This is a genomic window from Paenibacillus sp. p3-SID1389, assembly GCF_025151705.1.
Classification (GTDB): Bacteria; Bacillota; Bacilli; order Paenibacillales; family Paenibacillaceae; genus Fontibacillus; species Fontibacillus phoenicis.
In genome coordinates, this window is record NZ_JALXVO010000062.1 from 1 (window position 1) to 23,066 (window position 23,066).

20 protein-coding genes and 1 riboswitch are annotated in these 23,066 nt (G+C 53.4%); of the genes, 18 read left to right on the top strand and 2 right to left on the bottom strand.

Going from position 1 to position 23,066, the window contains the following annotated elements; genetic code table 11:
- On the top strand, positions 1-195 hold a 195-nt coding region (locus M3G15_RS18795), incomplete at its 5' end, for a hypothetical protein (protein ID WP_260071740.1).
- A 373-nt stretch (positions 196-568) separates the two neighbouring features.
- On the opposite strand, the gene M3G15_RS18800 is transcribed toward M3G15_RS18795, so the two are convergent.
- On the bottom strand, positions 569-1,663 hold the full coding sequence (locus M3G15_RS18800) for an LCP family protein (protein ID WP_260071741.1): 1,095 nt from the start codon (positions 1,661-1,663) through the stop codon (positions 569-571).
- 130 nt (positions 1,664-1,793) lie between these two features.
- Between M3G15_RS18800 and bcp the strand changes: the two genes are divergently transcribed.
- The 6 genes from bcp to guaA all read left to right on the top strand — a co-directional run bounded on the left by bcp (position 1,794) and on the right by guaA (position 10,164).
- Positions 1,794-2,279, top strand: a complete 486-nt coding sequence (gene bcp / locus M3G15_RS18805; protein WP_260071742.1) for a thioredoxin-dependent thiol peroxidase — start codon at positions 1,794-1,796, stop codon at positions 2,277-2,279.
- Positions 2,280-2,454: 175 nt separating this feature from the next.
- Positions 2,455-3,825, top strand: coding sequence for a polysaccharide deacetylase family protein (locus M3G15_RS18810; protein WP_260071743.1), 1,371 nt, complete (start codon positions 2,455-2,457; stop codon positions 3,823-3,825).
- A 129-nt stretch (positions 3,826-3,954) separates the two neighbouring features.
- Positions 3,955-4,923, top strand: a complete 969-nt coding sequence (locus tag M3G15_RS18815) for an AAA family ATPase (RefSeq protein ID WP_260071744.1) — start codon at positions 3,955-3,957, stop codon at positions 4,921-4,923.
- Positions 4,920-6,158, top strand: a complete 1,239-nt coding sequence (locus tag M3G15_RS18820) for a DUF58 domain-containing protein (protein WP_260071745.1) — start codon at positions 4,920-4,922, stop codon at positions 6,156-6,158. Before M3G15_RS18815 ends, M3G15_RS18820 begins: the two co-directional genes overlap by 4 nt.
- The gene (locus M3G15_RS18825) at positions 6,145-8,547 is read left to right on the top strand and encodes a DUF4129 domain-containing transglutaminase family protein (RefSeq protein ID WP_260071746.1); all 2,403 of its coding nucleotides are present in this window, start codon (positions 6,145-6,147) and stop codon (positions 8,545-8,547) included. Before M3G15_RS18820 ends, M3G15_RS18825 begins: the two co-directional genes overlap by 14 nt.
- Positions 8,548-8,625: 78 nt before the next feature.
- Positions 8,626-10,164 (top strand): glutamine-hydrolyzing GMP synthase, encoded by a 1,539-nt coding sequence (gene guaA, locus M3G15_RS18830; RefSeq protein WP_260071747.1) that lies wholly within the window; start codon positions 8,626-8,628, stop codon positions 10,162-10,164.
- 193 nt (positions 10,165-10,357) lie between these two features.
- On the opposite strand, the gene M3G15_RS18835 is transcribed toward guaA, so the two are convergent.
- Positions 10,358-11,335, bottom strand: a complete 978-nt coding sequence (locus tag M3G15_RS18835; RefSeq protein WP_260071748.1) for an MBL fold metallo-hydrolase — start codon at positions 11,333-11,335, stop codon at positions 10,358-10,360.
- Between the two features lie 178 nt (positions 11,336-11,513).
- On the opposite strand from M3G15_RS18835, the gene M3G15_RS18840 reads away from it, so the two are divergent.
- From M3G15_RS18840 to M3G15_RS18890, 11 genes are all read left to right on the top strand, one after another.
- On the top strand, positions 11,514-11,924 hold the full coding sequence (locus M3G15_RS18840) for a PaaI family thioesterase (RefSeq protein WP_260071749.1): 411 nt from the start codon (positions 11,514-11,516) through the stop codon (positions 11,922-11,924).
- A gap of 45 nt (positions 11,925-11,969) precedes the next feature.
- Positions 11,970-13,535 (top strand): class I adenylate-forming enzyme family protein, encoded by a 1,566-nt coding sequence (locus M3G15_RS18845; RefSeq protein ID WP_260071750.1) that lies wholly within the window; start codon positions 11,970-11,972, stop codon positions 13,533-13,535.
- A 2-nt stretch (positions 13,536-13,537) separates the two neighbouring features.
- A complete protein-coding gene (locus M3G15_RS18850) occupies positions 13,538-14,518 on the top strand; it encodes a zinc-binding dehydrogenase (RefSeq protein ID WP_260071751.1) in 981 nt (326 codons plus the stop codon).
- Between the two features lie 33 nt (positions 14,519-14,551).
- Complete coding sequence (locus M3G15_RS18855; protein ID WP_260071752.1) at positions 14,552-15,379, top strand: VOC family protein; 828 nt, start codon at positions 14,552-14,554, stop codon at positions 15,377-15,379.
- Between the two features lie 38 nt (positions 15,380-15,417).
- Positions 15,418-16,215 (top strand): ABC transporter permease, encoded by a 798-nt coding sequence (locus M3G15_RS18860; RefSeq protein ID WP_260071753.1) that lies wholly within the window; start codon positions 15,418-15,420, stop codon positions 16,213-16,215.
- Positions 16,216-16,247: 32 nt separating this feature from the next.
- On the top strand, positions 16,248-17,384 hold the full coding sequence (locus tag M3G15_RS18865; RefSeq protein WP_260071754.1) for an ABC transporter substrate-binding protein: 1,137 nt from the start codon (positions 16,248-16,250) through the stop codon (positions 17,382-17,384).
- Between the two features lie 33 nt (positions 17,385-17,417).
- Entirely contained in the window at positions 17,418-18,197 is a 780-nt protein-coding gene (locus M3G15_RS18870; protein ID WP_260071755.1) for an ABC transporter ATP-binding protein, read from the top strand.
- Between the two features lie 36 nt (positions 18,198-18,233).
- Positions 18,234-18,932 (top strand): SDR family oxidoreductase, encoded by a 699-nt coding sequence (locus tag M3G15_RS18875; protein ID WP_260071756.1) that lies wholly within the window; start codon positions 18,234-18,236, stop codon positions 18,930-18,932.
- A 148-nt stretch (positions 18,933-19,080) separates the two neighbouring features.
- Positions 19,081-19,533, top strand: coding sequence for a MarR family winged helix-turn-helix transcriptional regulator (locus M3G15_RS18880; RefSeq protein ID WP_260071757.1), 453 nt, complete (start codon positions 19,081-19,083; stop codon positions 19,531-19,533).
- 19 nt (positions 19,534-19,552) lie between these two features.
- On the top strand, positions 19,553-20,731 hold the full coding sequence (locus tag M3G15_RS18885; protein WP_260071758.1) for an amidohydrolase: 1,179 nt from the start codon (positions 19,553-19,555) through the stop codon (positions 20,729-20,731).
- Positions 20,732-20,966: 235 nt separating this feature from the next.
- A riboswitch (purine riboswitch) is annotated at positions 20,967-21,067 on the top strand.
- Between the two features lie 241 nt (positions 21,068-21,308).
- Positions 21,309-22,709 (top strand): NCS2 family permease, encoded by a 1,401-nt coding sequence (locus M3G15_RS18890; protein ID WP_009226962.1) that lies wholly within the window; start codon positions 21,309-21,311, stop codon positions 22,707-22,709.
- Positions 22,710-23,066 lie beyond the last annotated feature (357 nt).

A 23,066-nucleotide genomic window follows, 5' to 3' on the forward strand; every position in this document is an offset into this window, starting at 1 on the left:
TCTCACGTAGCAGGATATGTCCTCAAAAACGACTTTTCAGCGGAAATGAACTATACTTTTACATTTGACAGGTCAAAAATAGCGGTTTTTAGCCAAAATGAACTGCACTTTTACATCTCGTGGCGGTGGTGGTGCAAAAAACAGCAGTTAGTGGTGCAAAAAACATCAGTAGGTGGAGCGATCTGCGCCAGTTAATGATGCAAATTGTGCAGCTGGTGGTGCGATTTGCACTAGTCGATAATGCAAATTGCGCCAGAATGTAGTGCGATTTGCGCCAGCTGATGATGCAATTAGCGGCAATTGTGTGGTGCAATTAGCGGCAGTTAGCTCACCGCCGACCGTGAGCACTGTCAGCGACCGCCAGTGACCGCGACCGATCTTATTAGACCGTTGCAGCCCTCCGCCGAGCACCCCAAAAGAGAGGAGGCCGCCTCTCGAGTAAGTCCACCCCCACAGGGCAGGCCTGCCTCAAGCTGCGCCCTCCGACCTCACGGGCAGGAGCCCGCCTGCAGGAAGGACTCCACCAACCTTAGGGTTTGGAGTCCTTCGCCACTAAAGGCTACCAGCCTCAAGGGCTGGCCGCCTCCAGGTTCACGCCGCTGCTGCCTGCGTTCGCCCCGGTACGGCCCGAGCTGCCGCTGTCGTCGTTGCTGCCGCCGTTGTCCTCGGCACCGTCAGCATCGCTGCCGCTGCCCGTCCCGCTTTCCTCAGCTTTGTTAAATACGTCCTGCACGTATTGCTTTAATTCATCTTCGCTGCGAACGCCAAGGACGGACGAGCCGCCAACGGTTTTCTCAACCAGCAGTTCCATCGGCGGAATTTGTTCGCTGGCGACCATTTCTGTGTCATACCCGACGGTAGCCAGCTTCCACATATCCTGAACCGACAAGTTCGTGTCGATGTAAGGATTGATTTTCTCCAGAATCGAAGGCAGCTTCATAATTGAAGTCGTCGACTTCAACTTTTCCGCCACCGCCTTCAGGAAGTTACGCTGCCGCTCGGTCCGGGTGTAGTCGGACAGGGCGTCGTGCCGGAAGCGGACGTATTGCAGCGCGGTTTTGCCGTCGAGGTGCTGCTGTCCTTTTTTCAGATCGATATCGTATTCATGGTTATCCGCTTTGCTGGTGTAGTGCATATCTTTTTCCACATAAAAATCAACCCCGCCGACCGCATCCACCAGCTCAATGAATCCTTGAAAGTCGGTATACACATAATATTGTATCGGGATGCCCAGCAGGTCGGAGACTGCTTGCATCGCCGTATTGGGTCCATGCGTAATCGCCGTGTTGATCCGGTCCGAACCGTGCTCCGGAATTTTCGTGTACGTGTCACGCAAAATCGAGAAGAGGTAGGCCTTCTTGCTCACAGGGTCGAGGGAAGCGACCAGCATGGTGTCCGAGCGGGGGATTTCCCCTTTCTTCAAACCGCGCGCATCGACGCCCATCAGCAGAATGTTCACCCGATCCTTGCCTTCCCATTTGGGCGGTTCCGGCACTTTCGTTTCGGTTGGCTGCACGTTATAGAAAGGAGACTGTTCTCCTTCTTTTTGAAAATTGTTCACTTGGTTATAGAGGGCCGTAAAATAGTAGGCTGCAAAGGCAGCGAGAGCGACAACCACTCCGATCACAGACCAGAGAATCGCCCGTTTTGTGCGTTTCGTCATTGGGTTCGTTCCTTTCAAGTCATGCGATAAATTCGGTTTCTATTATAGATATACTACATGTCTTTCCATTATAATTTTTTTTGTAAATACAATCAATTTCAGGGTTGGAGAGGCCAGAGGAGGAAGGAGCATGTCGGAACAAACGCAACAAGTGCAAATCGGTCAGCCCGTTCCGGATTTTCAATTGCCCGCAGCCAACGGGGAGGAAATCTCATTATCGCAATTTCGCGGCCGGAAGGTCGTTCTTTATTTTTATCCCAAAGATGCTACCCCAGCTTGTACCCAGGAGGCTTGTGATTTCCGCGACCTTGCCCAGGCGTACGGCGAATACGGGGCAGTGGTGCTTGGCATCAGCGGGGATTCGGTGAAATCTCACGCAAGGTTCGCCATGAAGCAGGGGCTGAATTTTCCGCTATTATCGGACGAGTCTCATGAGGTATGCCGGATGTTTGGCGTATGGCAGCTGAAAAAAATGTACGGCCGCGAATACGAAGGCATCGTCCGTTCGACGTTCCTGATCGATGAGGAGGGCAAACTGCTTCGCGAATGGCGCGGGGTTCGAGTGAAAGGGCATGCGGAACAAGTGTTGGAGGCACTGCGGGAGACGAGTAAGTAAACGGGGAGTCTAAGGCCATGTGCCGGTCGCCTCTTGTCTAAGTGACGAGGGGCGATTTTTTTGCGGTTAACGGTAAATCCGGAAGTCTATTTGCGTTTCTACCTTCATACAATCTACCAGAAAGCCAAAGGATTCATAGAAAAGAATTTGATCCTAACGCGGAGGTAGAAAGTCGATGAAACAAAAAAAGATTTCCGGACGAATGCTGGTTCGTATGCTGCTGCTTACGTTGGTGCTGATCGCTGCGATCTGCACGCCGCTCGGCTTCCAGCACAAGGGCTTGCCCGAAGTCAAAGCCCTGGCCATGAAAGAACAAGCCGCGGGGGGAACCGCGACGCATAAAGTGAATTTCGCTGCACCTGCACCCCAGAAGGTGGAACCCGTCCATACGTCGGCCATAGGCTCGGCTGGCGCATCGGCGGCTTTGGCAGCGTCTCAGACGAAGAAGGCGGAGACGCTGCAAGAAAACCAAAAGGAAGTGCAAGGCAAGACCGTTTATTTGACGTTTGATGACGGACCTAGCCCGCATACGGATCAAGTACTGGAGATTTTGCGGGAAGAAGAGGTGACCGCTACCTTTTTCGTGCTTGGCGAGCAGGCCAAACGTTATCCAGAGAAGATCCGGCGAATCGTCGACGGCGGCCATGCCCTCGGGAATCATACGTATAACCATGATTACGACGCGTTGTACGACAGCTTCGGCCAATTCTGGAAGCAGGTCAAGGCAACGGAAGAGGTGCTGCGGGAGATCACGGGAACACGTACGGCGTTGGTTCGCGCGCCGGGCGGGACGTACGGTCATTTTGACAAGACGTATTTCAACCTGCTGGAGCAGGGTGGGTATAAAGTGTTCGACTGGAATGTGGACAGCGGCGATTCCAAGCGCAAAGGCGTTCCGGCAAATGAGATTGTAGCCAACGTCAAGAACGCGAAGCTGCAGGACCAAGTGATTGTGTTGATGCATGATGGAGGCGGGCATGAGCAGACCGTCAAGGCGCTGCCGGAAATTATTCATTACTATAAAAAACTAGGTTACGAGTTTCGTACATTATCTGCGGAGCAAAAGCCCGTTCAATTTTCGCTGGATCCTCAGGTAGGCAAGAAAAAGAACCGTCCAGCGCCTTCCGCCGAATGGATCGCGTCCAACGTCGTTCCGAATGCGGCTTTGTTTGAACCGGAGCTGCCGCTCACCGTGGAGGCCGGCGGCTTGCAAACGCGCCTTGCGCCGGGGGAATACGAGCTGCGTGACGGTCAGTATGTGGCTCCTGTCCGTATGGTGATGGAGCGGCTGGGAGCTGAGGTCTATTGGAGCGAGGCGACGCAAAGCGCCTTCATCAACTGGGGGGACGCCTACATCGTAGCGGATACACGGCGCGGAGTGCTGACCGCCGTACGCCAAGACGGGACGAATGCGGAATGGGAAGTGACGTTTGACCGCAAGGCACAAGCATTATGGATTCCACTGCGTCCGCTCTTGGAGGCGTTAGGTCATCCGATCGTCGGGGTCGTCTCGACCGCTGGGGAACGACGGGTCTCGGCACTCTAGGTTTAATAGATTCTTTTGGGGCAGACGCAGACATCCTCTTCCTTTCTTCCATGTCTATTTCCGCTAGTTTCTGGAGATACTGGTTGATAGATTACGGCCATGGTTTTTAGAAATGGAGGAGAAGTCAGGATGAATCACGATCAAGCGCAGACGCTGCTGGAGCGGCTCGTCCATAAGGTGGATCGGGTGATTGTTGGGAAAAAAACAGAGATCGAGCTCGCGGTGGTAGCGATATTGAGCGGCGGTCATATTTTGTTAGAGGATGTGCCAGGAGTGGGTAAAACGATGCTGGTACGCACGTTAGCTGCCTGCATCGGCGGGTCGTTTGGCCGCATTCAGTTCACGTCGGACCTGCTGCCGTCTGATGTCACCGGCGTAACGGTATACCATGCGCAAAGCGGTCAGTTTGAGTTTCGGCCCGGGCCGGTGTTCGCCAATGTCGTATTGGCCGATGAGATCAATCGGGCAGCGCCGCGAACCCAGTCGGCACTGCTGGAAGCGATGGAAGAACGGAAAGTGACGATCGATGGAGAGACGCGGGCTTTGCCGAAGCCGTTTTTGCTGCTGGCTACGCAAAATCCGCTGGAATACGAAGGAACCTATCGCCTCCCGGAGGCGCAGCTGGATCGTTTTTTGATGCGGCTGACGCTCGGGTATCCGAAGCCAGAGCAGGAGGTGGATCTGCTCGGGAGGATGCAGGATCCGCCTAATCTTGCCGAGCTGAAGCCGGTGCTGCTGCCGGAGGAAATGGCCCTCATGCAGCGTCAGGTGCGCAGCGTATTTGTGGACGACGTCATCAAGCGCTATATGGTTGGGGCGGCGGACGTATCCCGGCGCCATCCGCAAATCGCGCTGGGTTTCAGTCCGCGCGCAACGCTTGCCTGGATGGGGGCGGCGCAGGCGATGGCGTATTACAAAGGACGTTCGTTCGTCACGCCGGACGATGTGAAGGCGGTCGCGCCCGCTGTGCTCACGCACCGGATCGTGCTGAGGACGGAAGCGAAGCTCGACGGAGTCAGCGGAGAGAAGGCGCTAGCTGAAGTGCTGGCTAAGGTGAATGTGCCGATTTTTGCACGGAGAGCGGGGGCTTCGTCATGAAGCACGCAGGATGGGCATGGCTGATCGCCGTCACCTTCGCCGGAGCTTTGGGAGGTTGGTACGCTTGGCGCGGCGGGGCGTCGGCTTTATTCTTGCTGCTGCTGGTCGGATTCATTATGCTGCAGGGCGTTTTGGTCCAAGCATTTGGCCCGAAGCGCTTCAAGGTGGAGCGCGCTTGGCAGCCGGTATTTCCGGTTGCCGGTGAACCGGTCACTGTCACGTTAACGGTCCGCTGTGAGGGAGGTCTGCCGCCGGTTTGGCTGCAGATCGAGGACCAGCTGGCAGGAGACGCGGTTGGTTCAGAATACGGGAAGAACCGCCCGGGGGGCCGGGGCGGTAGTTTGTTTTTTACCGGATTTCGCCGGGATTACCGGATGACATATGCGATTCAGGGCTTGCCTCGGGGCGTCTATAAGAATGCTTCCGTTAGGTTAACCTGGGGCGATCCGTTTGGCTGGTTCAAGCGGAGCCGACTTGCGGCTTCCTCTGAGGTGATGGTCGTTCATCCGCTGCGGCTGGCAGGAGATCCCCCGAAGGCAGAGGAGCGGGGCGAGCAGGAGGGCGGCGGGGCTTGGCAGCCCCAGCTGGTCGCATCGTCTCCAACTCCGGGCCGGTTAAGACCCTATGTCGAGGGTGATCCGTTGCGGCGAATTCATTGGAAATACTCGGCGAAAAAAGGCCAGCTGCTCTCCCGCATCCCCGAGGAGCAGGGGGTCATGCCGCGCTATTTGCTGCTGAGCACGCAGGACGGGGATTACGCTTCCTCCGCCGGCTTCGAACTGGCGGTTTCGGCAGCCGCCACGTGGTTTACGCGCGAAGCGGGCGGCGATTCCGGCGCCGATGAGCTTCGCTTCAGCCATAGCGCGATGGACGGAGCTTGCCGGGTGAACGGTCGCGACGGCCTGATGAGCGGCCTGGAGCAGCTGGCCGGCCTCCGCTTAGGGAGCGGCTTGTCTGCGGGAGAATTGCTTCGCCGGGATTGGTCCGAGGTGCTCTCCCAAGGGCAAAGCCTTACGGTCATCACCGGCACGCTGACGCCTGAATTGGCGGGGGATGTGCTGCATTGGGCCGAGCTGGGGGTAACCGTGGAAGTTTGGTGCGCCGGCGGGCTCGGCGGATCGGATCTGGGGCGGCTGGTAGCCCGGCTGCGAGAACGGGGCGTCACGGTGTTGGATCTGACGTTGTATCGGACGAAAACTCCGCGGAAGGAGGCGATCAAGCATGTCGGCGCCTAAACCGGCAGTGCTCACCTCCAGCGGCCAGTTGGCACCGGTGACACCATCCCGGCGAGGCGGGCATTCTGCGCCTTCTGTCGGCTTGCGGGTCGTGATTACGCTGCTGCTGTTTGGTTTGTTTGGGGAATGGTTGTATCCGTTGCATGCGATGATTCCCGAAAGGCAGACGGAGCTGCTTCCGCTGTTTTTCGTTCTCACCGGAGCTTTGCTGTTGTTTGGCTGCCTGCGGCTGCCGACTGCCCTGTATGCGCCGCTGCCGCCGCTGCTGATCGCCGGTGCCATGTTGTATCTGTTCGGGAGAGGAGAAGGGATTGCCTGGTTTGCCGGCTACGCCCATACGATCTCTGCCGATCTGGAGGCGTTTTGGGATACGGGGCGGTTGTTCTCCATCAGCATGGAGACGCGGGCATTGCTGCTGTTGATCGGTTGGACGTTGCTGGTCGTTTCCGTACAGATGCTGGCGTTATCGCGCCAGAGTATTTTGCTGTTCTTGTCCGCCACGGTGATCTACTTGCTCGTGCTGGAAGCTGCCGTCGGCTTGGAGCTGTATTTGGGCGTCATCCGCTCGGCGGCGTTGGGCTTGGCCCTGCAGGCGGCAGCGTTCCATCGCGGCGAGTCTGGACCGAGCCGGGGAACCGGGAGCATCGCCGGCGGGGCCGTCGTGCTCGCCTGCGTGGCGGGCGCAGCGCTGCTCAGCTCGCTGCTGCCGCTGCAGCCGGTGCGGGCGATCTCTTGGGAGCAGGTCGCGCGCAGCTTGTCGGAGTGGAGCGGAGCCGAGCTGACAGGCACGCCGGGCCATGCTGCGGCTGTCAATGTATCCGGCTACGGCCGGGACGACTCCAAGCTGGGCGGGCCGCTGCGCCTGCGCCATGACCCGTATTTTACGGCGTTGTCGCCGTACAATACGTACTGGCGCGGCGAAAGCAAAAGCGTGTACACCGGCCGGGGCTGGATTCAACCGGCCGGGGAAGGCGCGCCCGCGATCGCCGGTGCGGAGCGCTCCGGCGGCGTAACGGGCGAGGCGGCTGAAGGCGAAGCCATCACAGCCGAGGCCCAGGTCGACACCGGCCGCGAGCTCATACGGCAAACGGTGACGTTCGAAGCGCCGTTGTCGGGGAGGGTAGCCCTGCTCTCGGGCGGGCTTCCGGTCCAGGCGGAACGGATCATCGCCGGTGACGGAAACGAGTCGGTGCAGATTGAGCCTCGGTTTGATGCCTGGGCCGATGCCTTGATCGTCGACTATGCTGCCCCGGCGGAGCAGATTTACGGCTATGAGCTGACGTCGGCGGTGCCGACGGCATCTGCGGACAAGCTGCGCCAAGAAGAGGGGCCGGACCCTGTAGAGGTCCGTGACCGCTTTCTGCAGCTGCCGGACGCATTGCCGGAGCGGGTGCGGAAGTTGGGCGAGCAGCTTGTCGCCGGAGAAAGCAACCGCTATGATGCGGCGGCCGCCGTCGAGAGCTACCTTAAGCATCGCTACGCTTACAGCCTCGATTCCCGTCAGCCGCCGGAAGGCGCCGATTTCGTCGACCACTTTCTGTTCGTCGACCGCATCGGCTATTGTGACCATTTCTCGACGGCGATGGTCATCTTGCTGCGCAGCGGCGGGATTCCGGCTCGCTGGGTCAAGGGCTTCGCGCCGGGAGATCCTGCGCCATCTGCAGCTGCGGCTTCCGCCGGAGCGGGGAGCGGGTTAGAGTCCGCCTCGTTCGCAAACAGTACAGCTTCCGCAGAGATGCACCGGTATTCCGTAACCTATGCCGATGCGCATTCGTGGGCAGAGGTTTATTTTCCTGAAGCGGGTTGGGTTGCCTTTGATCCGACGCCGGGGTTTGGCGAATCCATAGCTTTAAGCGTCAGCACCTTAGCGGATTACAGATTAAGCGAAGCAGATGCAGGAGCGGCCTTTCCATGGTTAGCCAAAGCAGTTGAGGTGGCCAAGCACTTGCAACCGAGGCTTGCGGAAGCCGCCTACGAACAACTTTCCCACCTGAACCCGCGGCTGCGCCCGTTCGATTGGACTGCCTTGGCTTTGGTTGCCGGTTTCGCTTTGCTGTTCGCACGGGAAATGAGGCTGCGCGGACACTTGTTGCTTCTTGCCTTCGGACGGTTGCGGCTAAGCAGTGCCTTTCCTGGACGCCGCGAGCTGCTGGCTTCGGCGGATCGGGTTTGGCACGAATTGGCATTGCTTTACGGCCCCAAGCCTGCGTCCATGACAGCCCGGGAATATATCCAGAGCGCTTTCAGCGAAGATCAGGCGCAAGCGGAGTGTGCTGAGCAGTTCGTGCGGACCTGGGAAAGGATCTACTATGGAGGCCTGCGGCTGGAGCGACAGGAAAGCGTGAAATTCCTAGAACAATGCCGGAAGTTGGCCTCTCGCCGACGCTGAAATTGGCGTTTGGGCTTCCTTGACGACCTCTTTTGTCGTTTCGTATAATAGGTGTCATAATTTGAGGGAGGCTCGGTCATGAATAAACCTAATGAAATGATTGTGGTCCTTGACTTCGGAGGACAATACAATCAGTTAATAGCAAGAAGGATCCGCGACTTAGGCGTGTACAGCGAATTGCTGCCGTATAATACGCCGGTAGAACGCCTGCGGGAAATCGCGCCGAAAGGCATCGTTTTTTCGGGTGGTCCGTCCAGCGTTTATGCGGAGGATGCACCGCACATTGACCCGGCCGTGTACGACATCGGTGTGCCGATCTTCGGCATCTGTTATGGTATGCAGTTAATGGCTCACCAGCTTGGCGGTAAGGTCGAACGTGCGGCAAAACGCGAGTACGGCAAAGCGGACGTGGATTTTGCCGAACATTCGGCATTAACTCGCGGTTTGGATTCGAAGCAGACGGTATGGATGAGCCACGGGGACCACGTGACCCAGCTTCCGGACGGCTTCGTGGTTGATGCATCGACAGAGCATGCGCCTATCGCCGGGTTTTCGAATCCGGACCGGAAGATGTATGGCGTACAATTTCACCCCGAAGTGCGGCATTCCGTACATGGGAATGAAATGATCCGCAATTTCCTTTACGACATTTGCGGTTGCGAAGGCAACTGGAGCATGGAGACGTTTATCGAAGACGCGGTGCGCGATATTCGCGCCCAAGTCGGTGACGGCAAAGTGCTTTGCGCGTTGAGCGGCGGCGTGGACTCTTCGGTGGTGGCCATGCTGATTCATAAAGCGATTGGCGACCAGTTAACCTGCATGTTCATCGATCACGGTCTGCTGCGCAAAGGCGAAGCGGAGAGCGTCATGGAGACCTTCGTCGGCAAGTTCGACATGAAGGTCGTCAAGATTGATGCGCGCGAGCGTTTCCTCTCGAAGCTGGCTGGCGTGGATGACCCGGAACAGAAGCGCAAAATCATCGGTAACGAATTTATCTACGTGTTCGACGAAGAGTCGGCGAAATTCGATGACTTTACATTCCTGGCCCAAGGAACGTTGTATACGGATATTGTCGAGAGCGGCACGGCAACGGCCCAAACGATTAAGTCCCACCATAACGTTGGCGGGTTGCCGGAAGATATGAAGTTCAAGCTGATCGAACCGCTGAAAACGTTGTTCAAAGACGAGGTCCGCAAGGTTGGCGAAGAGCTGGGTCTGCCTCGGGAAATCGTGTGGAGACAACCGTTCCCGGGACCGGGACTCGCTATCCGCGTCTTAGGCGAAGTGACGGAAGAGAAATTGCAAATCGTTCGGGATTCCGACTACATCCTGCGCGAAGAAATCGCCAAAGCGGGACTGGATCGTGAGATTTGGCAATACTTCACGGCATTGCCGAATATGCGCAGCGTAGGGGTTATGGGCGACGCTCGTACTTACTCCTACACAGTAGGCATCCGTGCCGTGACGTCCATCGACGGCATGACCGCCGACTGGGCGCGTATTCCGTGGGACGTGCTGGAGAAGATTTCCGTACGGATCGTCAACGAGGTCGAGAACGTGAACCGCGTCGTGTACGACATTACGTCGAAGCCGCCGGCCACGATTGAATGGGAATAGATTAGAAGGAATCAATGTCGTCTGCAGCTTAACAGCCTAGACACATAAGGGGGGCATAGACGACATTGAAACTCTTGTGTAAACCCGCAATTTTAAAGTGCAAAAAATTACTCTCTTTTATCTGCGGTATTAAGCAAATAGAAGGGAGTATTTTTTATGGCCAAAATCGCAAAATATCCAGTCAAAATCCGTGCTAGGCCTTCGAGAAATAATATAATCCATGATGAGATTCCTCTTGCAGCTGCAAGAGGTTTTTTGTTTGCAGGTAACGAAGGTGAGCTACCGTTTCACCGAGGGCGAAGCGGATGCTTTCCGGGTGAACAACTCCAGGAAACAGCCGGGCACAAACCTCAAAGGGGGTGAGCGCTTTAGCTCCTGCCGCGTTAAATAACGCCAGGATCTTGTCCAGCCGTTCATGATGATGAGCGAGGATGCGATCGATGTATCCAGGCTGCGGATGGAAGACAGCACCATGGCCGGGCAGGACGGTGTGGATGTTTCTCTGGCGCAGGAAAATTAAGGTATCGAGATACTGCTGCAAGGGATCCTGCTCATCCTCATAACGAAACGTAATGTTTGGCGTGATTCGCTCAAGAAGTAGGTCCCCGCCAATCAACAATCGCTTCTCCTCATTCCAGAAGCCGATGCTTCCCTCAGCATGCCCGCCTCCAACGACGGTTACATAAGGAATCCCGCCCAGTAGAAAGGAATCTCCCTCTTGTACGAACAGCGACTCTCCCGCAATCGTGGAGATTTGTTCTAACAGCTCGCGGTCAAGCACCGCCATTTCATCGCATTGTGGTTCAGGAATGCCGCAGCTGCGATAAAACGACCAGTTCTCCTCTACCTGCTCATTCCGGTAATATTGGTTAGCCAAAGCGAAGGTTGCGGAGGTTGCTAGTAAAATCCCCCCGGTCCACTGCTGCATGGCTCCGGCAAATCCATAATGATCTGGATGATAATGAGTGATGAAGATCCGTTTGATATCCGAGGGGCTCAGGTTGAACTGCCGTAATACATCGATCCAGAGGGCCTCGGTATCCGGCGTTTTGAGTCCCGGGTCAATGACGCTCCAGCCTTCTTCGTCTTGAATGAGGTAGCTGTTCACGTGATTCAGACGGAAGGGAAGAGGCAGGCGAATTTGGTAGACCTGTTTCTGTGGCGTTTGCATCCGGTTACTCCTCAATTGTCCAAAGTTTAGAGAAAACTATAAATCAGAGTAAACTGGGGTGTCAAGTAAATATTTATTGCTTATAAAAAAGCTGAAAACCGTTGACAAATAATTCTGATCTGTTTAGTATGGATTTAAAATGTTTCAATGGCAAACAAAAAAAGGGGGCATCACTGAAATGACTGCTGGCTTATCCCAAGAGGAGCTCGAAGCCGTCCTGACCGATTCCCAATATCATCAATTTCTTGGTTTTCGGCTTGAGGAGTTTGGGGATCAGTCCATTACGATCCGCTTGCCGTACAATGAATTGTTTTACACTTCTGCAGATGCAGATGGATATATTCATGGGGGCATGATCTCAACCTTAATCGATGTTGCTGGATATTATGCGATATTCCGGTTCCTGAATCGACCCGTGCCAACGGTTGATCTACATATTAATTTTCTGCGGCCCGGAAGAGCAGGAGATTTGCTGGCGACGGCTACCGTGGTGAAGTTGGGACGTACGGTGAGCATTGCCGACATTGTCGTGACGGATCTGGAAAGAAAGCAAGTTGCGATCGGGCGGGGATTGTTCAGCTCCAAATAGGAGAAGAAGGGGGGGCTTAATTAAAGATGGGAAAGGTGGGCCATTATGGCTAGTTATAATTTTGCAGAAATCATTCGGACATCGGCCGCTCGCGCCTCTTCCCGTATTGCCATTTTGGCTCAGGGGAAGGTCATCAGCTACGGAGAACTCGTGGAGCGGGTCAATCGGGCCGGCAATCTGTTCCTGCATCTTGGCGTAAAGCCGGGAGACCGTGTAGCCGTCTTATTTATTAATGATTACCGCTTCCTGGAGATTTGCTTCGGTTTGATCTCCATCGGAGCCGTTCCGGTTCCCATGAATTCCAAGCTTGGAGCCGAAACGCTGGCTTATGTGTACGAGAACAGCGGAAGTCGGATGCTGGCCTATCATGCGGTGTTGGTTGAGAAGGCGCACAGCATCGAGCGGTTGACTCGCGTTGAGGTGAGTCTCCTATGCGGAGCAGAGGACAACCTACCTCAGGACGGCGGGGGTTCGCTCAACTACGACGAGCTGGTAACAGCTCAATCCAATCAATTGGAACTGTATCCGACTCAGGAAGAAGACCTTTGTCTGCTTCCCTATACCTCGGGATCCACGGGCAAACCGAAAGGCTGCCGACTCACGCACGGCGGACAACGCTGGAATGTCTCCGTGATCGTCGAAGCCCGGGGATTGAAGCCGGATGCCCGCATTGTCATTTCTTTGCCTTTATATCATAAGAACGCCATGGTTTCGATGAAAACTGTATTTTATTCGGGCTCTTCCGCCGTGATTCTGCCTGATGCCGTAGCGGCCGATATTTTGCAGGCTATTGAGACTCATCGCTGCACCTATATTTCGGGAGTTCCCGCTTTATACCGCATGCTGGTGACTCATATCAAGAATTCACCGCGGCCTTATGATCTTAGCTCGTTGGAGTTTGCGCTTTGCGGATCTTCCGATGCTCCAGTGGAACTGCTTGAGGATATACGAAAATGGATGGGAGTTGAAGTTTACGAAGGATATGGCCTAACGGAAGGAGGGCCGGTCGTCTTGGAATCGTCCAAGGGAAGACAACGGCCGGGTTCAGCGGGGCATCCCCTTCCAGGAGGCCGGATTAAGATCGTCGACTCCCAAGAGCAGGAGGTGCCACCCGGAACAACAGGGGAGCTTTGGGTAAGCAATCCTGGTGTAGCGGATGGTTACTGGAACTTGCCGGAGGTATCGAAGAAGAAGATTACACCGGATGGTTGGCTGAAGACAGGAGACATGGCTTGGCAGGATTCAGAAGGGTTCGTCTACATCGTCGGGCGTAGGGACGACATGATCAACGTTGGCGGTGAAAACGTGTATCCGAAGGAAGTGGAAAATCTCCTTCTCAAGCATCCACAAATTGAGGATGTCTGCGTTCTACCAACCGCCCATCCCATTAAAGGTGAGGTGCCTGTGGCCTTTGTCGTGACTCGGCAAGCGATCGACAAGGAGGACATCAAACGCTTCTTCATTGAACATGGTCCGGCTTATGCTCATCCGCGGGAAATATTCTACCTTGAGGCGTTACCGTTGACAGGTCCGGGCAAGGTGGATCGGACGAAACTAAAGCAAATGTTAGCTGAAATCATTCAAGAGAAGTCAAGAAAAGGAGAGGAATGAATATGAGAGCAGCACTTATCGTACAACATGGGGATCGTAATAACGTCGTGGTGGGGGAACATCCGAAGCCGGTAGCAGGTGAAGGAGAAGTTGTGGTCAAGGTGAAGGCCGTATCTCTAAACCATTTAGATATCTTCGTGCGCAGAGGGATTCCGGGGAGAACTCTGGAGCTTCCGCATATTTCAGGCGGCGACGTAGCAGGGATCGTCGATGAGGTTGGACCTGGCGTCGACCACGTTCAACCAGGAGACCGCGTATTGATTGACCCGCACATTCCTGGCAAGGGAGCGCTGGGTGAAGATACGACGGGAGGCTTGGCGGAGTTTGTCAGTGTACCGGCCCAAAATCTGATTCCTCTGCCGGAAGACATTTCCTTCGAGGAGGCTGCAGCACTGCCGATCGCTTACGGGACAGCATGGAGAATGCTGATTACGCAGGGAAAGCTGCAGGCGAATGAAACCATCGTTATTCTTGGCGCCAGCGGCGGGGTAGGGAATGCTGCCGTGCTGATTGCAAAACTGACGGGAGCGAAAATTATCGCAGCCGCAGGTTCTGACGCCAAAACCGAAAAGCTGAAAGAATTGGGCGCGGATTATGTGATTAACTACAACAAAACCGATTTTTCCAAAGAGGTATGGTCCATCACCGGCAAACAAGGCGCCGATATCGTTGTGGATTACACGGGTAAAGCCACTTGGCCGCAAAGCATCAAGGCCACCCGCAAAGGGGGACGAATTCTGACTTGCGGAGCAACGACGGGATTCGAAGCAGTCACCGATTTGCGTTATGTATGGGTTCGGGAAATTTCCATTATTGGCTCTAACGGTTGGGGACCGGGTGACATACCTACTCTGCTGGATTTGGTACGCCAAGGGAAGCTAAAACCGATTATCGACCGTGTCTTGCCGCTTGAAGATATTCGCGAAGCCCATCGCTTGATCGAAGAACGGGAAATTTTCGGCAAAATCATCATTAAACCTTAAATCAACACCGTCATGAAGGGAGAGGAAACGTCTATGGGAACGGATTTGCAGTTTGACCATGCGGTGCATTTCGTAAGCAAGCCGGAAGATCTCATTGCTGAGTTAGCTGAGCTGGGGATTCATACGGTGCAGGGAGGTCGGCATGAAGGGATCGGGACTTATAATTCGCTGACTTACTTTGATTTAAGTTATATCGAATGGATCGGTGTGTTCGATCATCAACTGCTGCCTCCTCATCAAGAGACGCCCCGATACGGGCTGGTCGAGACATTGGCTGAGGATGGCTACACCGAGGGACTGAGCCGCATCGGTGTTCGCACCCAGCGGATTGACGAGCTGGCAGTCCATCTGGCTAACCAGGGCCTCGAGGTCGTTGGCCCGGTGGATTGCAGCCGCCGTCGCCCGGACGGCAAGCTGATTAGCTGGAAGCTGTTATTTGCGGGTCAGCCGGAAGGCGGATTGCCGCTCCCGTTTTTTATCCAATGGGATGATTCCGACGAGACCCGGAGAGCGGAGTTAACGCAGCATGGCACAATTGCTGAGCACGGCCTTGGTCCACTGAAGCTGGATTATGTGGCTTTTACTGTACACAATCTGGCGAAGACCGTCGACAATTGGACGAAATGGCTGGGCTTGGAGGCAGAAGCTCACGGCTATGACGACGTTTGGCAAGGGAAGAAGCAAACCGTTCGTTTAGGAGACGTCTCCCTCGTATTCATCGAACCGGATCAAAACGGGACTGCCTCGACGTTTCTGCAGAAGCGGGGAGAACGGCCGTTTGCTCTCGGTTTGACCGGAGGGGCGGCCCGGGCGGTTCAACCTTATTTGAATCTTCATGGTTCCATTTATCATTTGGCATAGGCTTTGAAAGTGGTTTGAACAGGAAGGAGAGGTATCGCATGGCGGCGGGCGTCAAGAAAGGTAAGAAGTCGAAAGCCATAGGAGTCACGATTACGCAAGTTGCCATTGTTGTCGCACTGTTAGTGTGGATGGAAGTGGCCGTTGCGAACGATTGGGTCAATCGTGTGTTTATGGCTTCCCCGTCTCAGATCGTAGACGAATTGATTTATATGTTGAAGGAGAATACATTGTGGCCGCACTTGTCCATATCCTTGCAGGAGGTTGCGGTGGGTTATCTCATTTCCGTTGTCGCGGGAATTGGCCTGGGCGTCCTGTACGTTTCGTTCCCGCTGGTGGAGAAGTTGCTGGACCCGTTTGTCGCGGCTGCAATGGCTGTGCCGAAGACTGCTGTGATGCCGTTGCTCATCGTGTGGTTCGGAATTGGGTTTAAGAGTAAAGTCATCCTCGTCTTTTTATTTTGCTTTTTCAACATTTTATACAATACGGTTACCGGCGCCAAACAGACTCGGATCGAGCATTTGAAGCTGGCTCAGGTGTTTAAGGCGAGCCGGGCTCAGACGGTGTTCAAGGTGTTGCTGCCCTCAGCGCTTCCCTCCATCTTTAATGGGTTGCGGGTGACCGCAGCTACGGCCATTACCGGGGTGGTGTTCGCTGAAATGGCCGCAGCCAAGAACGGTCTCGGGTATGTACTAAATGAAGCTCAAGCGGTGTTGAACACACCCAGATTGTTCTTGGTGATTATTCTGGTAACGGTACTTTCTGTGCTGTTCGTTGCTCTCGTCAATTTGATTGAACGACTGGTTTGCCGTCGCTGGACGCCTAGACGTTCTGCATAACGAATGTAAATTCCAAAGAGGAGTGTAGAGATATGTATTTAAAGAAAACCATTCACTTGTTGATCGCCGTGATACTTGTTCTTTCCCTGGCTGCTTGCGGATCGTCCAATGAATCCAAAGCGGGGAATTCCACCAATACCGGCACGGCTAACAATGCAGAGGCTGCTTCGGCAGAGCCCGCTGAAACCGCCGAACCGAGTGAATCTACGGTCGATATCGCTGCGGGGATTCCGCCTTGGCAGGGTAGAGACAATAAAGAAGTTACGCTCACCGTTGGTTTTTCCAAGGGGATGACCGGTATCGCCAACCAATTTGCTGTTGCTAAAGGCTGGTATGAGGATGCGGGCATTCATTTGAACTTCGTGGATACCCCGAACCCGGTATCTGCCTTTGGGGCAGGTGAGGTGGATCTCGCGGATGGAGACCCGGGTACTTATATTCCGGCCATCGTCAACGGAGTGAAAATCAAGGTTGTCAGCAACATGTGGCGGAACCGCGGAGCTTATTGGATCATTGCCAAACCGGAGATTAAGTCGTTTGCCGATCTGAAGGGCAAGACGGTTGGATCTGCTCAAGCCATCGGCGGCATGGCTCTGACCTTGATGGAGGTGCTGTCCCAAAACGGGATCGATCCGAAGAAGGACGTCGAGCTAGTACCTAACGGCTTCTATCAATCGGCCTATGCTACCTTCGTGTCCGGGGAAGTCGATGCAACGATTATTCATAATCCATACGCGACTATGGTTGAGAAAAATGGGGAAGGCAATGTACTTGCGAAAACCTGGGAATACTTGCCTGATTATCATACCGGCGTCTTGGTGGCCAGCCAAAAATTGATTGATGAGCAGCCCGACGTGGTGGAGCGGGTATTGGAGGTTTATTTCTACGCTAACGAATACGCCAAAACGCATTTTGACGAGTTTATCCCTTGGGCCGCCGAATATTTGAACCTTGACGAAGAGACGACTCGTGAGGCAATTGAAGCGGAGATCGAATTGTGGGAGAACAATCCGATCGTGGATGTGGACCGCTTGCAGGTCACTGAGGATCTGTTGACGGAATACGGCATGCAGCGCGACAAGGTTTCCGTGGATGGGACTGTTGATAACCAATTCGCGGAGAAGGTAGCGAAAACCTTGAAGCTGGACAAATACAAAACGGAGAACTAACAGGAGGAAGCCGACAGAAAGGAGCGGGTAAATATGCCGACCATCGAGCTTCGGAACATCACCAAGGAATACGAGAATGTCGACGGGGAGCAGACCTATGCGCTGCATAACATCAACCTGACGGTTCAGGATGGCGAATTTGTCTGCGTGCTGGGGCCAAGTGGCTGCGGAAAGAGCACCTTGCTGGAAATTACTGCCGGGCTGTTGAAACAGACAAGCGGAGAGGTGCTGCTGGATCAGGTGCCTCAATCGGGAACCAGCCGCAACATTGGTGTAGTGTTTCAAGATTCCGCCTTATTTCCCTGGAGAAGCATCCGTCGTAATATCGAATTTGGACTGGAAATTTCCGGCATGAGCCGCGCAGAACGACGTGACCGGGTTCAACGGACGATCGAATTGGTTGGTCTGAAAGGATTTGAAAACAAATATCCGCATCAGCTGTCCGGGGGGATGCGTCAGCGGGCGGGCTTAGCCCGAACGCTGGTGGCCGATCCCGGAGTCATCCTGATGGATGAACCGTTCAGTGCAGTTGACCACTTGACTCGGATTACCCTGCAGGATGAGATCATCCGCATTTGGGAGCAGGAGAAGAAGACGGTGTTTTTTATCACCCACGATGTAGCCGAGGCCGTTTACTTGGCTACGCGGGTTGTATTATTAAGCCCTCGTCCTGGCCGAATTCAGCAGATATTCGATGTGCCTTTTGATCGGCCGCGTAACCGTAACGATATGGAGCTGCTGAATATCGTTGAGAAGATTTATATGGCGATTAACAATCCTACCGCAAGCGAAAAGACGGAATACTTTATCTAACTGTGTCTAACTGTGGTTCGTACGGGAGGTTTAACAATGAAGATTGTAATCACCGGCGGCAGCCGGGGGATTGGATTAGCCGTCGCCAGGGAACTGTCAGCAGCGGGCCACGAACTGCTGCTTACCGGCAGAACGGCGGCGGATTTGAATGCGGCCAAGAATGAATTGGCTGGAGCTGCACTCATTTATTCGGTCGATCATGCTCGTGACGAGGCGCCGGACGAAATTATTACTTATATGAAGGAACAGGAATTTCATCCGGATGTGCTGATTCTAAATGCGGCAGCCTTCTATGATCAGACACGCTCAGTCGTAGAGCCTGATGCCAGTGAGCTGTCTCGTATTTTACAGACGAATGTGGTTTCCAATTACCGGTGGGTGCAGAAGCTGCTGCCGTATTTGCGGCAAGGACAGTACCCGAGAATCATTGTAATCGGATCGACTACAGCGTTACGTGCCGATACCTCGTTGTACGGTATATCCAAGGCAGCTCTCCGCAATTATGTACTGGGCTTGCGCGAAGAGCTGAAGCCTGCCGGTGTCGGAGTCACCTTGATTCATCCAGGTGGTACCTTTACGGAACGCCGCGTTCCCGATGAACGGATCGGGATTGGTCCTGACCGTTTACTCGAGGCACGTGATGTGGGTCAATTGATTGCAGCGATACTAACTTTAAGCCCGCAGGCCGTTGTTGAGGAGCTCACGGTCCGCCCGCTTTTGGGAGATACGTTCTGATTCACGTTTCGAGGAGTCAATATCAAGGCGTATATTCCTCATAAAACCAATATTCCTTTATTCTGGTTGACGAAAGCATTTGAAAGTAGATAAGATGGGATGGAATGCTTATATAGGAAGAACCATAAGAATAGAGGGGCGTTATAGGTTGGACCAATTTCATATTGAAATAGATTTGGCTTTGGGGCGCATGTTTGAAGTATTTAATTTAATCAATAAAAAACCAAAAGAATATGTTCCAGGTCTGGTTTTATATTTTTCCGAGATTCATATGATCGAAGCCATAGGCAGGCATCCGGACTCGAAGCTGACAGAGATCGCACAAACCTTGAACATCACCAAAGGTACTGCATCGAAAACGATTGCTAAGCTGGTTGATAAAGGACTTGTCTCCAAATATCAATTGGAGAAGAACAAGAAGGAGGTCTATTTTCGGCTTACGGAGATGGGGCAGCTTGCTTTTGACGGGCATTATCAATATCACGAGTCCAGGAGCGCGGACATTGACCGCGAGTTCGACAGTTACTCTCCCGAAGATCAGAAGCTTATATTAGATTTTATACGGAAGTATACCGAGGAGTTGAAACGATACCTGGATTAATTAAGGAGGAGAAGCGCGCATGAGCTTGGAGAAGCCTCAGTTGGATTTCACGGCCACGAAAGAACAGTTAGAGGAGAGGCTGTTGGAAATTCGGCGTAATTTGCACCGGGAGCCGGAATTGTCTAATGAGGAATACGAAACGACTCGGAAGCTGAAAGGGTGGTTGAAGGAGGCTGGCATCAAAGTACTGGATTTGCCCGCACTAAAAACGGGGGTAATTGCGGAGATCGGCAGTGGAGAGGGACCGATAGTGGCTCTTCGTGCGGATATCGATGCGTTGCCGATCGATGAGCAATCGGGAGTGCCGTTCAGTTCAACGGTACCGGGTAAAATGCATGCTTGCGGTCATGACTTCCACACCACAGTGGCGCTCGGTGCAGCTTACCTGCTGAAAGAGCGGGAGGAGGAGCTTGCGGGAACGGTGCGCATCGTGTTTCAGCCGGCCGAAGAGACGGGGCATGGGGCGAAAGACGTGCTCGCTTCCGGCGGCCTTGACAACGTCGCAGTGATCTTTGGTTTGCACAATGACCCAGACTTGGAGGTCGGGGAGCTGGGTACCTGTGCTGGCCCAATCACAGCAGGCGTGGATCGGTTTGAGATCGTGATCAATGGAGTTGGGGCCCATGCGGCTTCGCCTGAAAAGGGCACAGACACGATCGTGGCTGCGTCACAAATTGTGCTGGCGCTCCAAACCATCAGCAGCCGGCTCGTCAGCGCGCTGGATTCCATCGTGGTCAGTGTGACCCGTATCACCGGCGGAAACACCTGGAATGTGCTGCCCGCGACCGTAGAGCTGGAAGGCACGGTTCGGACATTGAATGTGGACGTTCAAAAACGTGTACCGGAGCAGATTCGCCAAATTCTCGCCGGAATCGGCGCTGCTGCGGGAGTTACGGCTGAGCTGCGTTGGTATCCCGGCCCGCTGGCGACGATTAATGATGCCTTCTGGTCAGAATTTGCCGCTGAGGCCGCCAGAGAAACTGGCTATAAGACAAAAGTTCTGGGGCCGAGCATGGGCGGTGAGGATTTCTCCTTTTACCTGCAGGACATCCCGGGAGCATTCGTGTATGTGGGTTCGAGCTCGTCTTATGCTTTACACCATCCGGAATTTGCCCCGAACGAATCGGCGATACTGCCTGCTGCCGAATATTACAGCCATCTGGCCGTTCGAGCCATTAATGAATTAAGTCAAGAGTAACTGTGAACAGCAATCGGTTCCCTCTAGTGGGAACCGATTTTTGTTGTCAAGATATATAAGGATGAGTGACGGTATCAAACCATAATAAGAACTTATTTTCAAATAAATTACAAAATGACGAACAATATTAGCAACATTCATATCGAATATTCGTTTTTTCTGTTGACATTTTAGGACCCTCCGCCTAGAATAAATCATGTGATAAGCCTTGCTGACATGGCTTGTCTGGATATCGACAAAACCGCATAGTTCTTTTCGTATAATTCCGGGAATTGGCCCGGAAGTCTCTACGAGGTCACCGTAAATGATCTGGCTACGAAAGGAAGAAACGAACGTATAGTTGAAACAGGTTGGGTAAAGTTCGGGGATGTTGCTCGGACGAATGCTGCGATGCTTGCTTCACGGAAGCCTATGGCTGTTGGCTGATCCGAACGATCGTTTCTTCTGGATGTACGGTAACCCGAGGGATGTCGCCTCGGGCTTTTTGTCGTTTTCCGAAGGAAATTCAACAAAGTGGTGCTGTCATGCCAGTTGTTTGAACCTGGATTGTCAATTTTTAAGGGGGAGTAATTTTATCATGGATCGGTTTTTTAAACTGAAACAGAACGGTACAACGGTACGTACGGAAATTATGGCGGGCCTGACCACATTTATGGCGATGGCCTACATCCTGACGGTTAATCCGAACACGCTGACGGCGTTTGGCCAGATCGAAATGGGTTGGTACTCCGTATTCTTGGCAACGGCGCTTTCCGCTGGGATTTTCACGATTGCCATGGGCCTTTTCATTAACTTTCCTGTGGCGCTTGCGCCGGGTATGGGTCTGAATGCGTATTTTGCGTCCGTGATTTTGTCGTCGGCGACAACGGATCATCCGTTTACTTGGGAAATGGGCTTAACCGCTGTATTCATTTCCGGTTTGATCTTCATCCTGTTGACTTTAACAAAAGTTCGTCAAATGCTGCTGGATGCCGTTCCAGATTCGTTGAAGCATGCGATTACGGTCGGGATCGGGTTGTTCATTACGATTATCGGTCTGAAAAACAGTGGTCTGATGACCATCGGCGTTGAAGCCGGTAGCGATATTCCGGCGAACACATTCACCGATGTGCTTTCCTTTGAAACGGTAATTCATTTAGGCAGTCTGGAGAATACAGACGTACAGCTCACTTTGATTGGCTTGTTGCTGATCGGGGTTTTGATGGTGCTGCAGGTTCGCGGTGCGATTTTGCTGGGGATCCTGGGAACGACGGTTATCGCTTTGCTGATGGGTGTGGTGGACTTCGGTACTTTGTCCGATCCGCAAACGCCTTGGGTTCCGGACTTCACGCAAATCAACTTTGCACGCTTTGACTGGGACGGCATTTTGCATACGGGTATTATTTCCGCGATTGCGACTTTTACTTTCGTGGAATTGTTTGATACATTTGGTACTTTGGTAGGTACAGCTTCCCGTGCTGGGATCATGAAGGATCCGGAAGAAGGCAAAAAACGCGTCGGCAAAGCCATGCTGGTTGACGCAGCGGCTGTTACTGGCGGCGCACTGCTCGGGACTTCGACGACGACAGCTTATATTGAAAGTGCAGCTGGCGTAGCTGAAGGTGGACGTACGGGCTTAACCGCCCTCACGACGGGGATTTGCTTCTTGGCCGCCTTGTTCTTGGCTCCGATTGCAGCTTTGATTCCTGGTGCTGCAACGGCTGCAGCCTTGATCATTGTTGGTGTCCTAATGGTTCAATCGATCAAAGAGATCGACTTCTCCGATATGGTTGTAGCCATCCCTGCGTTCTTGACGGTAACGATGATGCCGTTCACCTATAATATTGCGAACGGGATTTCATTTGGGATTGTGTTCTATGTGGTGCTAGCCTTCGCGGCTAATCTGATCGGCAAAAAGAAATACAACATCCACTGGTTAATGTGGGTACTGTTCGTTCTAATCATTCTTCGTTATATTTTCCTTGGCAGCCAAGGTTAATGATGAACTAACGGTCTCTCAAGCCTGCAGTCCCTTTGAGGATTGCAGGTTTCTTTTTTAATAGTAGTAGATTCTCGATTATATGCGACGATTTCCAAGTATTGCATTTGTGTTTGCTTGTGAGGTTTGGTATATTATAAAAGTCGCTCACGGCGATGAGGTGTTTGCGAAGAAGATTGAACTTGATGGTCGAAAAAACGATCGAAAAAAGTTCTTGCATCCCAACGAATCACCTGATATAATATAAGAGTTGTCGCCGATAAGACGACAACGAAGTTGATCTTTGAAAACTGAACAACGAGTGAGTATTAAACCGAGATTTAATTCTCGTCAGTTTTTTTCTAAATGAGCAAGTCA

What these genes read in the sequence shown, in the direction of transcription:
- M3G15_RS18800 (WP_260071741.1), bottom strand. Translation starts at nt 1,663, where the DNA reads ATGACGAAACGCACAAAACGGGCGATTCTCTGGTCTGTGATCGGAGTG.
- bcp (WP_260071742.1), top strand. Translation starts at nt 1,794, where the DNA reads ATGTCGGAACAAACGCAACAAGTGCAAATCGGTCAGCCCGTTCCGGAT.
- M3G15_RS18810 (WP_260071743.1), top strand. Translation starts at nt 2,455, where the DNA reads ATGAAACAAAAAAAGATTTCCGGACGAATGCTGGTTCGTATGCTGCTG.
- M3G15_RS18815 (WP_260071744.1), top strand. Translation starts at nt 3,955, where the DNA reads ATGAATCACGATCAAGCGCAGACGCTGCTGGAGCGGCTCGTCCATAAG.
- M3G15_RS18820 (WP_260071745.1), top strand. Translation starts at nt 4,920, where the DNA reads ATGAAGCACGCAGGATGGGCATGGCTGATCGCCGTCACCTTCGCCGGA.
- M3G15_RS18825 (WP_260071746.1), top strand. Translation starts at nt 6,145, where the DNA reads ATGTCGGCGCCTAAACCGGCAGTGCTCACCTCCAGCGGCCAGTTGGCA.
- guaA (WP_260071747.1), top strand. Translation starts at nt 8,626, where the DNA reads ATGAATAAACCTAATGAAATGATTGTGGTCCTTGACTTCGGAGGACAA.
- M3G15_RS18835 (WP_260071748.1), bottom strand. Translation starts at nt 11,335, where the DNA reads ATGCAAACGCCACAGAAACAGGTCTACCAAATTCGCCTGCCTCTTCCC.
- M3G15_RS18840 (WP_260071749.1), top strand. Translation starts at nt 11,514, where the DNA reads ATGACTGCTGGCTTATCCCAAGAGGAGCTCGAAGCCGTCCTGACCGAT.
- M3G15_RS18845 (WP_260071750.1), top strand. Translation starts at nt 11,970, where the DNA reads ATGGCTAGTTATAATTTTGCAGAAATCATTCGGACATCGGCCGCTCGC.
- M3G15_RS18850 (WP_260071751.1), top strand. Translation starts at nt 13,538, where the DNA reads ATGAGAGCAGCACTTATCGTACAACATGGGGATCGTAATAACGTCGTG.
- M3G15_RS18855 (WP_260071752.1), top strand. Translation starts at nt 14,552, where the DNA reads ATGGGAACGGATTTGCAGTTTGACCATGCGGTGCATTTCGTAAGCAAG.
- M3G15_RS18860 (WP_260071753.1), top strand. Translation starts at nt 15,418, where the DNA reads ATGGCGGCGGGCGTCAAGAAAGGTAAGAAGTCGAAAGCCATAGGAGTC.
- M3G15_RS18865 (WP_260071754.1), top strand. Translation starts at nt 16,248, where the DNA reads ATGTATTTAAAGAAAACCATTCACTTGTTGATCGCCGTGATACTTGTT.
- M3G15_RS18870 (WP_260071755.1), top strand. Translation starts at nt 17,418, where the DNA reads ATGCCGACCATCGAGCTTCGGAACATCACCAAGGAATACGAGAATGTC.
- M3G15_RS18875 (WP_260071756.1), top strand. Translation starts at nt 18,234, where the DNA reads ATGAAGATTGTAATCACCGGCGGCAGCCGGGGGATTGGATTAGCCGTC.
- M3G15_RS18885 (WP_260071758.1), top strand. Translation starts at nt 19,553, where the DNA reads ATGAGCTTGGAGAAGCCTCAGTTGGATTTCACGGCCACGAAAGAACAG.
- M3G15_RS18890 (WP_009226962.1), top strand. Translation starts at nt 21,309, where the DNA reads ATGGATCGGTTTTTTAAACTGAAACAGAACGGTACAACGGTACGTACG.